The following is a 13,666-nucleotide window of genomic DNA, read 5'->3' on the forward strand; positions in this document are numbered from 1 at the left end:
CCCTCAACCCCGTCCACCCACGGGAAGCAGGATGGAGGGCCGCAGGTCTGTCACCAGGGAGAGCGGATTAATGTACTCCTCGCCGCGGCGCACGCCCCAGTGCACGCACGGCACCGACCCGCAATGGCCGGTCGCCACCGTTCCGATGACATCCCCTCGTGACACCGCAGCCCCGCTCGAGAGGCTGCTCTCAACCGGCTCGAAGCTGCTGCGCAGGCCGTTGCCGTGATCGATGGTGATCACGGGCCGGTCCACGACGACGCCCACGAACGAGACGGTTCCCGACTCCGGTGCGGTGACCGGGGCGCCGTCGGCCGCTGTTCGGAGGTCCACCCCGCGGTGTCCGCTCATCCACGGCTTGTCCGGGGGATCGAAGGCGCGTACTACTGCCGGCTTGGGTGCCAGGGGCCAGGCCCAGCTGCCGGGCACAGTGGCCGCACCCGGCGTTCCGACCGCGCCGGAGGCCGGCGCGATGGCTGAAACGGAGAGCAGGATGGCGGCCGGGATGGCTCGGGTTTTCATCACCCCAGCCTGCGATCCCGGAGTCCGGGCCGGAAGGTCCCGGCGCCGCTATGTGGACAAACGGGGGAGGCCTGAAAATGGTCCGATCCTGCGGGGACGCTGTAGTACACTTGACGGAGCAGTTTGCTGTGCCCTCAACGATGCCCGGCCGGCGGTTCATGCCACCTCTTGGTCGCCTGGTCCTTCCGGACGTTCTAGTCAGCACGTCTCATTCAGAGGTGTGGGGGAACAGCGGCTGACTACGCGTATCCAGCCCTCCCGTTCCGAAGCCCCGGCTTCAGGCTGCGGAGGATTGCGCCTCTTGCGGTCAGGACCGGCAACGGTACTGATGAGAAGTGCAATGGATGCCAGGAGCAACGCCCGCCTGGGCGAAGCTAATCAACCGTCAACTATTGGCAGGGTAAGAGAGCCATGGGCTCTCTCATGAATGACCTGCCGGAAGGAGCGTCGGCATGCCCGTCGTAACTATGCGCCAGCTGCTTGACAGCGGCGTCCACTTTGGACACCAGACCCGTCGTTGGAACCCGAAGATGAAGCGATTCATCTTCACGGAGCGCAACGGCATCTACATCATTGACCTGCAGCAGTCGCTGTCCTACATCGACCGTGCCTACGAGTTCGTGAAGGCCACCGTTGCACACGGCGGCACCGTTCTCTTCGTCGGTACCAAGAAGCAGGCGCAGGAATCCATCGCCGAGCAGGCCACCCGCGTTGGCCAGCCGTACGTCAACCAGCGTTGGCTCGGCGGTATGCTGACCAACTTCCAGACGGTCTCCAAGCGCATCCAGCGCATGAAGGAACTCGAAGAGATCGACTTCGACGACGTCGCCGGCTCGGCTTACACCAAGAAGGAACTGCTGCTCCTTCGCCGTGAACTCACCAAGCTCGAGACCAACCTCGGCGGTATCCGCAACCTGACCAAGGCACCTTCCGTGCTCTGGATCGTGGACACCAAGAAGGAACACCTCGCAGTTGACGAGGCCAAGAAGCTGAACATCCCGGTTGTGGCCATCCTGGACACCAACTGCGATCCGGACGAAGTCGACTTCCCGATCCCGGGTAACGACGACGCCATCCGCTCCGTCAACCTGCTGACCCGCGTTGTTGCTGACGCTGTTGCCGAGGGCCTGATCGCCCGTAACCAGCGCGCAACCGGCACCACGGAAGCTCCGGAAGAGCCGCTGGCCGAGTGGGAGCGCGAGCTCCTCGAAGGCAGCAAGTCTGAAGAAGCTGCTGCTCCGGCCGCTGCAGAAGAAGCTCCTGCCGCCGCAGAGGAAGCCCCGGCAGCTGCCGAGGCAACCGAGCCTGCAGCCGGCGAAGCCGACGCTGCCAAGTAGGCAGACAAGTAAATCTGGACCATCCCCGGCACTGTCCGCAGTGCCGGGGGTTTCTGACAGGATGGCCGCTCACTTGGTGAGCTGCCGTCCTGTCAGTCCGTACACCACACAAAATTTCTAGACAGAGGGGTTCACATGGCGAACTACACTGCCGCTGATATCAAGGCTCTGCGTGAGCGCACTGGCGCCGGCATGATGGATGTCAAGAAGGCTCTTGACGAAGCCAACGGTGACGCCGAAAAGGCCATCGAAATCATCCGCATCAAGGGCCTGAAGGGCGCTACCAAGCGTGAAGGCCGCTCCACCGCTGAAGGCCTGGTTGCTGCCAAGGTCGCCGGCGGCGTTGGCGTGATGATCGAAGTTAACTGCGAGACCGACTTCGTGGCCAAGGCTGACAAGTTCATCCAGCTGGCCGACAAGGTCCTGGCCGTCGCAGTCGAGTCCGGCGCAGCCGACATCGAAACCCTGCTGGCCACTGAAGTTGACGGCAAGCCGCTGTCCGAGGTTGTCGTCGAAGAGGGCGCAATCCTGGGCGAAAAGGTTGTTGTCCGCCGTATTTCCCGCCTCGAGGGCGGCACGGTTGACGCTTACCTGCACAAGACCTCCAAGGACCTCCCGGCCCAGGTCGGCGTCCTGTTCGCTGTTGACGGCGAAGGCGAAGCAGCTGCAACCGCAGCACACGACGTCGCTGTCCACATCGCCGCCATGGCTCCGAACTACCTGACCCGCGAGGACGTTCCGGCCGACCTGGTTGAGTCCGAGCGCCGTATCGCCGAGGAAACGGCCAAGGCCGAGGGCAAGCCCGAGGCAGCCATGACCAAGATTGTGGAAGGCCGCGTGACGGGCTTCTACAAGGGTGAGGTGCTGGTTGACCAGGCATTCGCCAAGGATGCCAAGAAGTCTGTGGCGCAGGTCCTCGAAGAGGCCGGCGTCAAGGGCACCGCATTTGCGCGTTTCCGCGTCGGTTCCTAGTTAGACACGCAAAGGGGTGGTCACTTCGGTGGCCGCCCCTTTTGCATGCAACCGCAGCCTTCGGGGCTGCACATAAGGCCCTGGGAAATGACACCTTTGGCCATCGGGCACGATAACCTAGCTCAGAGCTCATTTACGGGAAGGCACCATGGAAACCGTCAACAATTCTGTCCAGTCAGAGAAGAGCCGGCGTCGCGTCCTCCTGAAACTCTCCGGCGAGGTCTTCGGCGGCGGAAAGCTGGGCGTTGACCCGGACACCGTCCGCGGAGTCGCCAAACAGATCGCTGCAGCAGTTCCCGACGTCGAGGTGGCGATCGTCGTGGGCGGCGGCAACTTCTTCCGCGGCGCGGAACTCTCCCAGAGCGGCATGGACCGTTCCCGTGCCGACTACATGGGCATGCTGGGCACCGTGATGAACTGCCTCGCGCTCCAGGACTTCCTGGAACAGGCGGGAGTGGAGACCCGCGTTCAGAGTGCCATCACCATGGGCCAGGTCGCTGAGGCGTACATCCCGCGCCGGGCCATCCGCCACATGGAAAAAGGCCGCGTCGTGATCTTCGGCGCAGGAGCCGGACTGCCGTACTTCTCCACTGACACCGTGGCTGCCCAGCGCGCGCTGGAAGTGCATGCCGACGTCGTCCTGATGGCCAAGAGCGGTGTGGACGGCGTCTACACCGCCGACCCCAAGAAGGACCCCGACGCCGAAAAGCTCGACCACCTCAGCTACGACGACGCCCTGCGCCGCGACATCCGTGTCATGGACCAGACCGCCATGACCATGTGCAAGGACAACAACCTCACCATGGTGGTTTTCGGCATGGAAGGCGAAGGCAACGTGACCCGGGCGATCCGCGGCGAGCAGCTGGGCACCGTAGTCACCCCCTAGCAACGGCTAGGATGATTTGAGGAAGGCCGGCCCGCAGGGCGGGCCGCAAAGACGGAACGAACCGTGCATTGCTCCGGCCAGCCGGAATGCACCAATTTCTGAGGAGAGACCGTGATCGAAGAGACCTTGCTCGAAGCCGGGGACAAGATGGACAAGGCAGTCGAGGTAGCCAAGGAAGACTTCGCGTCAATCCGTACCGGCCGTGCCACGCCGGGACTCTACAACCGGGTGCTGGTGGACTACTACGGTTCGCCCACCCCGCTGCAGCAGCTGGCATCGTTCGCCGTTCCCGACGCCCGCACCATCCTGATCACCCCGTTCGACAAGACGGCCCTGCGCGACATCGAGCGGGCCCTTAGCGATTCCGAGGTGGGCGCCAACCCCTCCAACGACGGGAACGTCATCCGGATCACCATCCCGGAGCTGACCAAGGAACGCCGCAAGGAATACGTCAAGATCGTCAAGGCAAAGGGCGAGGACGCCAAGGTGTCCATTCGGAACATCCGCCGCAAGGCAAAGGAAACCCTTGACAAGCTGGTCAAGGACGGCGAAGCGGGCGAGGACGAGGGAGCGCGCGGCGAGAAGGAACTCGACGCCCTGACCAAGGCACACGTTGACGGCATCGACGATCTGCTCAAGCGCAAGGAAGCCGAGCTGCTCGAGGTCTGATGGATCAGGCACAGCAGGCACCCGGACCCAGGGTCCGGGTCCGGGGGAAGCAACGCTCCAACCCGACGCCCAAGGCCGGAAGGAACCTTCCGGCCGCCACGGCGGTGGGTCTCGCAATGCTTTTCGCCGTATTGGGGGGTCTCCTGTTCCTGCCGCTCGGATTTGTCCTGGTCACCACCACCTTCGCGGTGTTCGGCGTCTGGGAAATTTTCCGGGCCCTTGAGGTCAGCGGCACCCGTTTGCCCATCATCCCGGTGATGGTGGGCACCGTGGGAATGCCGCTGGCTGCATACTTCGGCGGACTGGAAAGCCTGCTGTTCGCGCTCCTGGCAAGCAGCGTAGCAGTGCTGCTGTGGCGGACCATCGAGAGCGCCGCGGGATCTGCCCGCAGTATCTTTGCCGGGGTCTTTACGCTGGCCTGGGTTCCCTTCTTCATCAGTTTCGCGATCCTGCCGCTGCACGGCGTGGGGAGCGTGACGCCGGTGGGCCTGTGGCCCGGTGGAGTGGTTCCGCACGGCGCGTGGCAGATCGCCACCATGCTCCTGCTGGTGGTTTCCAACGATACTTTCGGCTATCTGGTGGGGGCGTCCTTCGGAAAGCATCCCATGGCGCCCAAGATCAGTCCGAAGAAATCATGGGAAGGGTTCGCAGGCTCCATCGCGGGCGCCATCGCCGTGGGTGTCCTGGCCTGCCTGTTCCTGCTGGACAAGCCCTGGTGGGTGGGTGTGGTGCTCGCCGTGGGCATGGTGGCTGCGGCAACCATCGGGGACCTCTCCGAATCGATGGTCAAACGGGAACTCGGCATCAAGGACATGAGCAGCATCCTGCCCGGTCACGGCGGCGTCATGGACCGCCTGGACTCAATCGTGTTCGCCTCTCCGGCGGCGTTTATCCTGTTCACAGCTGTCTCCGGCGCCTAAGGCGCCCTGCCCGGAAACATCCCGGCACCTTAGACTGGTGCGGAGCAAAACAGCTGAACAGCACTGAAGGAAGCAAAGTGACAGTGGACATTCAACGGCAGATACCTGCGTCTTTTGACCGCGTGCAGCGGAACGAATACGGCTACAACGCCAAGCAGGTGGACCAGTTCCTCCAGCGCGCACGGGTTTCCTTCGAGAATCCGGGAGCTGCCGCACAGGTCATCAAGAGCGCCGATGTCAGGGCGGTCTGCTTCGATCCGGTCAAAGGAGGCTATGCCGCTGCCGGTGTCGACGCCGCCCTGGACCGCCTGGAAGACGCCTTCGCGCGGCGCGAGCGTGATGAGCTCATCGAAGCCCGCGGCGAGGACGCCTGGCTCCGTGAAATCGGCAAGCTGTCCGGTCTCCTGCGGGGGAGGCTCCACCGCCCCGACGGCGAACGGTTCCGCCGGCCGGCGGGCGGCCGGGTCCGGAGCTACAACACCGTGGACGTTGACAACCTGTGCCACGACCTCATCGGCTATCTCGAGAACGACCAGCCGCTCAGCGTCGACAATGTCCGCCGCGCCGTCTTCCGCCAGGCCAAGGGCAAAGACGGCTACGAGGAAACCCAGGTGGACGCCTTCCTGGACCGCGTCGTCGAGCTCATGGCGGCCATCGACTGATCTTCCCGCACGTTCGCCGGTTCCCCTAGTGGTCGGCGGTTCCCTGGCGTTCGGTGGCCAGCGGACGTTCCGGCGTGTGCAGCCTGGTCATGACCTTCGTGAGCGTCCTCGGCACGCGGCCCCTGGTGGCACGGGACACCACGATCATCACGGCGAAAGCGGCCGGCACCGTCCAGGCCGCCGGCTGTGCCAGCCACTGCGGCATCGCGGCACCGGATGCTGCCGGACCGGACAGGGCACCGGCAACCAGGGCGCCGCCGCACAGGACGCCGCCGGTCACCATCCCGGCGATCGCTCCGGCATCCGTGAGGCCCCGCCACCAGATCCCCAGCAGCAGGGCGGGACAAATCGTTGAAGCCGTAAACGCGAACACGAGGCCCACGCTGCCGGCCAAGGCCAGGGAGTCCGTCATGAAGGCGAATCCCAGCGGAACGGTTGCCGAGATCAGGGCGGCCAGCCGGAAGCCACGGACGCTTCCGCCCAGCACGTCCTGGCTGATGACGCCCGCCAGGGAAACCACCAGCCCCGACGTGGTGGACAGGAAGGCGGCGAATGCCCCCGCCACCACCAGCGCCGAGAGCAGGTCGCCGGCAGGGCCCCCGATCAGCCGGCCCGGCAGCAGCAGGACCAGCGCATCCGACCTGCCCCCCTGGGCAAGGCCCGGGGCGAACATCCTTCCGATCAGCCCGTAGGCAGTGGGAAAGAGATAGAAGACGGACAACAGTCCCAGCACGATCAGCGTGGTCCGGCGCGCCGTCTGCCCGTCCGGGTTGGTGTAGAACCGCACCAGCACGTGTGGCAGCCCCAGTGTCCCGAAGAGCAGCGCCACGAGCAGTGAGATGTTCTGGTACGGACCTGTCGGTGCGAGGCCGGTGGGGTTGGTATTGGCCTCGGCCACCGAAGGGACCGCGTTGCCGGCCAGTACCAGGGCGATGAAGACAAGGGGCACCGCCATGGCTGTCAGCTTCAGCCAGTACTGGAACGCCTGCACAAAAGTGATGGAGCGCATGCCGCCGGCCACCACCGTCAGGCAGACCACGATGACCACCGCCACGGACCCCACCCAGGACGGCAGCCCGGTGGTGATGCGGATCGTCAGGGCGGCGCCGTGGAGCTGCGGCACAATGTAAAGCCAGCCCACCACCACAACCACCAGGCTGGTGACCCGGCGGACGGGCCGGGAATCCAGCCGCACCTCCGTGAAATCCGGAATCGTATAGGCGCCCGAGCGGCGCAGCGGGGCGGCAACGAAGAGCAGCAGCATCAGGTACCCCGCCGTGTAGCCGATGGGAAACCAGAGGGCATCCGTCCCGGAGAGCAGGACCAGTCCTGCCACGCCCAGGAAACTGGCGGCCGAAAGGTATTCGCCGCCAATCGCGGAAGCGTTCCACCACGGGCGGACGGTCCGGGATGCCACGTAAAAGTCGCCTGTGGTCCGTGAAATCCGCAACCCGTAGAACCCGATGACGGCGGTGGCCACGGAAACCGCCACGAAGGCCGCAATGCCGACCACCGGGTTCACAGCCGCCTCACCCGCCCTCCGCCAGGTCCCGGTAGCGGGCCTCGTTACGGGAGGCCGTCCGGATGTACAGCCACGCGCTGAGTCCGATCACGGGGTAGATCCCCGCCCCGAGGAGGAGCCAGCCGAAAGGGATTCCCGCGATCTTCGCCTCCGCCAATCCGGGAACCAGTCCCAGCAGGAGCGGAAAAGCCAGCAGGATCAGCAGGAAGCCCGCTGCGACGACCAGCGCCAGGCGCAGCTGGGAACGGATCAGGGACCGGACGAACACCTGGCCCACATCGGACTCCTCGGCGGCTTCGCGCGAATCCCTCACCGGCTTTGCGGCAGACCGCGGGGCCGTCACCCTGACCCGGGTCATGCCTGCGGCCGGATCCGGGTGGTTTCGAGTTTCTCCCGGACAGACGGCAGGTGGCGGCGGCTGATGGGCAGTTCGGCCCCGGCCACGGTGACGGTCGGCCGGGCCGCGGCGAGCTTCATGTGGCTGACGTGGTTGAGGGCGATGAGGTAGGACCGGTGCGTGCGGATGAATCCGGCCTCGGCCCACTGCTGCTCGAGGTCGGCGAGCGGCACCCGGATGAGGTAGCTGGCATCGGCCGTGTGCAGCCTGGCGTAATCGCCCTGGGCCTGGACGTACGTGACGTCGTCGCGCCGGATCATCCGGGTGGTGCCGCCGAGGTCCACCGTGATCATTTCCGGTGTCGCGGCGCCGTCCTTCATGAGTTCACTGATGCGGCCCACGGACCTGGCAAGGCGCTCGGCGCGCACGGGCTTCAGCAGATAGTCCACGGCTGCGAGTTCGAACGCTTCCAGCGCGCAGTCCTCGTCCGCGGTAACGAAGACGACAGCCGGTGGGTTGCTGCTTCGTGAGATGGCCCGCGCGATGTCAAGGCCGGACAAGGCGGGCATGTGGATGTCGAGGAACACCGCGTCCACGGTTTCGGCATCGAGCACGCGCAGGGCCTCGGCGCCGGACGAGGCCCGGTGGATGGTCCCGATCCGGCCGTCCCGGCCGAGCAGGAAAGCGAGTTCCTCGACGGCGGGCAGCTCGTCGTCAGCGACGAGGACGTTAATCATGGTTCTAGACTACTGCCGCGGTTCAGGCGTCGTGGCCGGGCTGGGACTTGGGAACACGCATGGTGATCAGGGTCCCCTCCCCGGGTGCCGTTTCGATGACCAGGCCGTTGTCTTCGCCATAGACCTGGCGGAGCCGGGCATCCACGTTCCGCAGCCCCACGTGGTCTCCGTCGCTGTGTCCGGCCAGCATGGACCGCAGCTGTTCGGGATCCATCCCCACGCCGTCGTCCTCTATGGTGACCTCCGCGAAGGCGCCGGAATCGTTGGCCGCAATGGTGATGTGGCCCGGGCCCTCCTTGGCCTCCAGACCGTGCCGGACGGCGTTTTCGACGAGGGGCTGCAGGCTCAGGAACGGGATGACCGTGCTCAGCACCTCGGGGGCGATCCGCAGGCTCACCTGGACGCGGTCGCCGAACCGGGCCCGCTCCAGCAACAGGTAGCGGTCGATGCAGCGGAGCTCTTCGGCAAGGGTGGTGAAGTCTCCGTGGCGGCGGAAGGAATAGCGGGTGAAGTCGGCGAATTCCACCACCAGCTCCCTGGCCCGCACGGGGTCCGTGTTGATGAAGGACGCGATGGCGTTGAGCGAGTTGTAAATGAAATGCGGGCTGATCTGGGCGCGGAGGGCACGGACCTCGGCCTCCATCAGGAGGGTCCGGGAGGCGTCGAGTTCGGCGAGTTCAACCTGGGCTGCCACCCAGTCGGCCACTTCGCCGGTGGCCCGCACCAGTCCGGCGCCCGCCGACGGGGCGAACGCGGCAATGACGCCCACAACGCGGGCGCCGGCCTTGATGGGGGCAATGACGACGGCGCGTTCAACGTCGGGCGTGATAGCGCCGGAAGCCGTATCACCGGCGAGCATCTGCATCTCGCCGGCCGGGATCACTGCCGTGTGGCCGCCGTCGAGCACCTTGGCCGCCAGTCCCATCAGGGACGGCTTCAATTCCTCGGCGGCGCCGTCCCAGGCGAGTACTCCCGAGGTGTCGGTGATGGCCAGGGCATCGCAGCCCAGGATGGTGCGGAGCTGCCTGCTGGCTTTGGCCGCGCCCGCGGGGTTCAGCCCGGTGCGCAGGTGCTGGCCGGCCCTCGACGCCGCGTGCAGGGTCTTGTAGGTGGCGCGTTCCGCATCCGTGCCCAGCTCCCTGAAGGACCGCAGGACTTTGAGGCCGACACCGACGACGACGGCGATCGCCATCGCGATCACGGCGATGGCGGCGGCGGTGAACAGGGGGGAGTCCGGCATGGGCCCAGCGTAGCGTGCCCGGCGTAGCCGCGGGGCACCGTTTGGCGCAGCATCGGGACCGCTGAGCGACGGCGGAGCGGGGTTCTCTGGATGTAAGCCGCATCACGGGAGACAGTGATTGCAGTCACATTGGCTGGGACTGTCTGCGGGTGGACGGGGCAGCCGGTGTGGACGGCAAGTCTCAATGAGGAGGAATGATGGGTAACGATGCCCCAACTCCGGACGCAGCGGCGTCCGTGGACTTCAAGCAAGTCCAATCGACGAAGCAGTTCCAGGAACTGCGCAAGCGTCACCGCAGCTTTGTCTTTCCAATGGCCGTTGCGTTCCTGCTCTGGTACTTCGCATACGTCCTCCTGGCCGATTACGCCGTCGGCTTTATGTCCACCAAGGTCTGGGGCAACATCAACATCGGGCTGATCCTGGGCCTGCTGCAGTTTGTTTCCACGTTCGCCATCACCGGTTGGTACGTGAGCTACTCCAACCGTCGGCTCGACCCCATCGCGGCCGAAATCCGCCATGAAATCGAGGGCCACGAGTTCGATAAAGAAGGCAACAAAATCAGCGGGGTTACAAAATGACGCTCATGGTTCCCGCAGTAAACGTTGCGGATCTCAAGGACACCACCCTGCTGAACATGGGCATCTTCGGCCTGTTCGTGGCCATCACCATGGTCATTGTGATCAAGGCAAGCCGCAACAACAAGACGGCGGCGGACTACTACGCCGCCGGGCGTTCCTTCACGGGTCCGCAGAACGGCACCGCCATTGCCGGGGACTACCTCTCGGCGGCCTCGTTCCTGGGGATCACCGGCGCCATCGCCGTCAACGGCTACGACGGCTTTATGTACTCCATCGGCTTCCTGGTCGCCTGGCTCGTCGCCCTGCTGCTCGTTGCCGAGCTGCTTCGCAACACCGGCAAGTTCACCATGGCCGATGTGCTTTCCTTCCGGCTCAAGCAGCGACCGGTGCGCATCGCGGCGGCCATCTCCACCCTTGCGGTCTGCTTCTTCTACCTCCTGGCGCAGATGGCCGGGGCAGGCAGCCTGATCTCCCTGCTCCTCGGCATCAGCGACTGGGGCGGACAAGCACTGGTGATCATCGTCGTCGGCGCCCTCATGATCATGTACGTACTGATCGGCGGCATGAAGGGCACCACCTGGGTGCAGATCATCAAGGCCATGCTCCTGATTGCCGGCGCTGCCGTGATGACCTTCTGGGTCCTCGCCATCTACGGCTTCAACCTCTCCGACCTGCTGGGCGGAGCGGTGGAAACGTCAGGCAACCCGAACATGCTCAACCCGGGCCTGCAGTACGGCAAGACCGAAACCTCCAAGCTGGACTTTATGTCCCTGGGCCTGGCGCTGGTCCTCGGCACAGCGGCCCTGCCCCACGTGCTGATGCGCTTCTACACGGTTCCCACCGCCAAGGAAGCCCGCAAGTCCGTGGTCTGGTCCATCTGGCTGATCGGCCTGTTCTACCTGTTCACCCTGGTCCTGGGCTACGGTGCCGCGGCACTGGTCGGCGCTGACACCATCAAGGGCGCCCCGGGCGGAGTCAACTCGGCCGCACCGCTGCTGGCGTTCCACCTCGGCGGCCCGCTGCTGCTGGGCTTCATCTCGGCGGTGGCTTTCGCCACCATCCTGGCTGTTGTCGCCGGCCTCACCATCACCGCGGCGGCATCGTTTGCGCACGACATCTACGCCAGCGTGATTGCCAAGGGGAAGGCCGACGCCGACACGGAGGTCAAGGTCGCCCGGCGCACCGTGGTGGTCATCGGCCTCCTGGCTATCGCCGGCGGCATCTTCGCCAACGGCCAGAATGTGGCGTTCCTCGTGGCGCTCGCTTTCGCTGTGGCAGCCTCGGCGAACCTGCCCACCATCGTGTATTCGCTGTTCTGGCGGAAGTTCACCACCCAGGGCGCCATCTGGAGCATGTACGGCGGACTGGGCTCAGCGATCATCCTGATCGCGCTGTCGCCGGTGGTCTCGGGTGCCAAGACGTCCATGATCCCGGGCGCCAACTTCGCGATCTTCCCGCTCAGCAACCCCGGCATCGTCTCCATCCCGCTCGCGTTCTTGCTGGGCTGGCTGGGTTCGGTGCTGGACAAGAAGCTGGAAGACACCACCAAGCAGGCCGAAATGGAAGTCCGCTCCCTGACCGGCGTGGGCGCCGAGAAGGCAGTCGACCACTGACACCTGCGCCGCCCTGGCATAGCTGAGACACACAACAGGAGCTCCCGTGAATTACGGGAGCTCCTGTTGTGTGTCTTGCTGTCCGGGGATCAGGCCTTCGGGCGGAGTTTGATGTTGATCATCTTCATGTCCTTATTGCCGTCGAAGCGGTAGGCCAGATCCACTTCCTTGCTGCCGCAGCTGATGACGCCGGCGACGTCGGCAGCGTTGTTGCCGTTCTCGGTGCTCACTTTGAAGTCGTTGTATGTCGGCTTGCAGGTTTCGTCCAGTTCAAGGCTTTGGACGCCGGCGGCGAATTCCTCCTTGGAGAGCTTCTCCTGCAGGGCGGGGTCAAGGAAGTCGTCGTAGGCGGTGTCGGTGTCCCCGGCGATAACCAGCTGGGTGAAATCCTCTGCCAGGCCTTTGGCTTTGGCAGTTGCGCCGCCCACCAGGTTGACCAGCAGCAGCGCGCCCACCACCGCGAGGAGCACGACACCGCCGACTATGCCCAGAATGATCCACAGTTTCTTTCGGCCTCTGGCAGGCGGCTGCTGGCCCGGGACACCGTAGGGTCCGGGGGCTGCAGGAGCGCCGTACGGCGCGCTTCCGTACCGGGGATGTCCGTATTGCGGGTCTCCGGCGCCGGGAGCCGCGTACGGCGGCTGACCGTGCTGCATTTGCCCGTATTGCGGTTCTCCGTAATGGGGGACCGGCGGCGGTCCCGGAACTCCCTGCTCGGGGGACCCGTAGTGCGGAACGGGTGGCTGCTGGCCGGAAGGTTCATGCGTCGGGAGCGGCGGCTGTCCAGGGACTCCTGCTGTAGGGGCCGCGTGCGGCGGGACGGCAGGAGGCTGCCGCCTGCGCCGCCCGTCGTCGCCCGGTTCGGCCGGCTGGGACGGTTCCTGAGGATTGCTCAAGATCAAGCCTTTCCGGCAGCAGGCCTGGCCACTGCCTGATTGCATGGGCCGTTCACGGCCGCGATTCGTTCAACTCCACCCAGCCTATAACCCCCGCGCCGCCTCAGCCGGAAGCGAACCCTCACCCCTCGGCGGGGCCGCGCTCGAGCAGCGGCTGGATCCGGAACGGGATCAGCTCTCCCATGGCGAGCGCAGTATCCGTCCGGTCCACACCCTCACAGGCCAGGATCTTGCCGTTAATGCGGAAGAGGTCTTCGGCGTCCAGCGCCACCACCCGCAGCAGGAGGTCCGCGGAGCCGGTCAGTCCGTAGCCTTCCAGGATTTCCGGGATGCCGGCCAGGTCCACTGCCAGCTGGCCCAGTTTCTGCTGCTGAACGTGGACGGAGATAAAGGCCATCAGCGGATACCCCAGTGCAGCCGGATTGATCCGCCGCTCAAAGGACAGGAAGACGTGCTTCTTCTCCAGCTGGGCCATCCGGGCCTGCACGGTGTTGCGGGAGAGCCCGAGCTTTTGCGCCAGGGCCACCACCGTCCGTTTCGGGTCCTTTGCGAGGGCGGAAAGGAGCCGGGTGTCAGTGCCATCCAAAGCTTGCATAATGCGCAAGGCTAGCACGGGGGTTGGCTCCGATATAGGGCATAATGCTCAGTTTTTTGGGCAGTGGTTGTACCCAATGAGCATTGTGAGTATGGTCACAATTATCCGGGGCAACGGCGCCCGGGCGGCTGGCGTGCACGGGGATCACGAGTTCCTGGAGTGCCGGTGACACGACGTATG

General features: G+C 65.2%; 15 protein-coding genes. 8 read left to right on the forward strand and 7 right to left on the reverse strand.

Annotated features, from left to right (window positions below; genetic code table 11):
* Positions 1 to 3: 3 nt before the first annotated feature.
* Positions 4 to 522: a murein hydrolase activator EnvC family protein gene (locus ACSQ12_RS07005; RefSeq protein ID WP_436064858.1), complete on the reverse strand. Its 519-nt coding sequence runs from the start codon at positions 520 to 522 to the stop codon at positions 4 to 6.
* Positions 523 to 974: 452 nt separating this feature from the next.
* Between ACSQ12_RS07005 and rpsB the strand changes: the two genes are divergently transcribed.
* The 6 genes from rpsB (at position 975) to ACSQ12_RS07035 (ending at position 5,968) form a co-directional block, all read left to right on the forward strand.
* A complete protein-coding gene (gene rpsB / locus ACSQ12_RS07010) occupies positions 975 to 1,859 on the forward strand; it encodes a 30S ribosomal protein S2 (RefSeq protein ID WP_209746296.1) in 885 nt (294 codons plus the stop codon).
* Positions 1,860 to 1,994: 135 nt separating this feature from the next.
* A complete protein-coding gene (gene tsf, locus ACSQ12_RS07015) occupies positions 1,995 to 2,831 on the forward strand; it encodes a translation elongation factor Ts (protein WP_011691229.1) in 837 nt (278 codons plus the stop codon).
* 148 nt (positions 2,832 to 2,979) lie between these two features.
* A complete protein-coding gene (gene pyrH / locus ACSQ12_RS07020; RefSeq protein ID WP_209746294.1) occupies positions 2,980 to 3,717 on the forward strand; it encodes a UMP kinase in 738 nt (245 codons plus the stop codon).
* A gap of 111 nt (positions 3,718 to 3,828) precedes the next feature.
* On the forward strand, positions 3,829 to 4,386 hold the full coding sequence (frr, locus tag ACSQ12_RS07025; protein WP_011691231.1) for a ribosome recycling factor: 558 nt from the start codon (positions 3,829 to 3,831) through the stop codon (positions 4,384 to 4,386).
* A complete protein-coding gene (locus tag ACSQ12_RS07030; protein WP_209746292.1) occupies positions 4,386 to 5,306 on the forward strand; it encodes a phosphatidate cytidylyltransferase in 921 nt (306 codons plus the stop codon). The genes frr and ACSQ12_RS07030 overlap by 1 nt, the downstream gene beginning before the upstream one ends.
* A 77-nt stretch (positions 5,307 to 5,383) precedes the next feature.
* A complete protein-coding gene (locus ACSQ12_RS07035; RefSeq protein ID WP_209746290.1) occupies positions 5,384 to 5,968 on the forward strand; it encodes a DivIVA domain-containing protein in 585 nt (194 codons plus the stop codon).
* Positions 5,969 to 5,993: 25 nt separating this feature from the next.
* On the opposite strand, the gene ACSQ12_RS07040 is transcribed toward ACSQ12_RS07035, so the two are convergent.
* From ACSQ12_RS07040 to ACSQ12_RS07055, 4 genes are read right to left on the reverse strand one after another with little or no spacing between them, the layout of a single operon-like run.
* Positions 5,994 to 7,490, reverse strand: coding sequence for a cation acetate symporter (locus ACSQ12_RS07040; protein ID WP_436064859.1), 1,497 nt, complete (start codon positions 7,488 to 7,490; stop codon positions 5,994 to 5,996).
* A gap of 7 nt (positions 7,491 to 7,497) precedes the next feature.
* The gene (locus ACSQ12_RS07045) at positions 7,498 to 7,848 is read right to left on the reverse strand and encodes a DUF485 domain-containing protein (protein WP_209746286.1); all 351 of its coding nucleotides are present in this window, start codon (positions 7,846 to 7,848) and stop codon (positions 7,498 to 7,500) included.
* Positions 7,845 to 8,564 (reverse strand): LytR/AlgR family response regulator transcription factor, encoded by a 720-nt coding sequence (locus ACSQ12_RS07050; RefSeq protein ID WP_436064860.1) that lies wholly within the window; start codon positions 8,562 to 8,564, stop codon positions 7,845 to 7,847. Before ACSQ12_RS07050 ends, ACSQ12_RS07045 begins: the two co-directional genes overlap by 4 nt.
* A 22-nt stretch (positions 8,565 to 8,586) precedes the next feature.
* Positions 8,587 to 9,804: a sensor histidine kinase gene (locus ACSQ12_RS07055; protein ID WP_209746282.1), complete on the reverse strand. Its 1,218-nt coding sequence runs from the start codon at positions 9,802 to 9,804 to the stop codon at positions 8,587 to 8,589.
* 197 nt (positions 9,805 to 10,001) lie between these two features.
* Between ACSQ12_RS07055 and ACSQ12_RS07060 the strand changes: the two genes are divergently transcribed.
* Positions 10,002 to 10,382 carry a DUF485 domain-containing protein gene (locus ACSQ12_RS07060; RefSeq protein WP_028272139.1) on the forward strand — a complete coding sequence of 127 codons (381 nt, stop codon included), beginning with the start codon at positions 10,002 to 10,004 and terminating at the stop codon, positions 10,380 to 10,382.
* On the forward strand, positions 10,379 to 11,995 hold the full coding sequence (locus ACSQ12_RS07065) for a solute symporter family protein (RefSeq protein ID WP_011691239.1): 1,617 nt from the start codon (positions 10,379 to 10,381) through the stop codon (positions 11,993 to 11,995). The genes ACSQ12_RS07060 and ACSQ12_RS07065 overlap by 4 nt, the downstream gene beginning before the upstream one ends.
* An 89-nt stretch (positions 11,996 to 12,084) precedes the next feature.
* Here ACSQ12_RS07065 and ACSQ12_RS07070 read toward each other — a convergent pair whose 3' ends face one another.
* Both ACSQ12_RS07070 and ACSQ12_RS07075 read right to left on the reverse strand, forming a co-directional pair.
* Positions 12,085 to 12,651, reverse strand: coding sequence for a hypothetical protein (locus ACSQ12_RS07070; protein WP_436064861.1), 567 nt, complete (start codon positions 12,649 to 12,651; stop codon positions 12,085 to 12,087).
* A 361-nt stretch (positions 12,652 to 13,012) separates the two neighbouring features.
* A complete protein-coding gene (locus tag ACSQ12_RS07075) occupies positions 13,013 to 13,486 on the reverse strand; it encodes an Lrp/AsnC family transcriptional regulator (protein WP_011691241.1) in 474 nt (157 codons plus the stop codon).
* Positions 13,487 to 13,666: the final 180 nt, after the last annotated feature.

Origin of the sequence: Arthrobacter sp. LjRoot14 (assembly GCF_964253905.1) — a bacterium.
GTDB lineage: Bacteria > Actinomycetota > Actinomycetes > Actinomycetales > Micrococcaceae > Arthrobacter.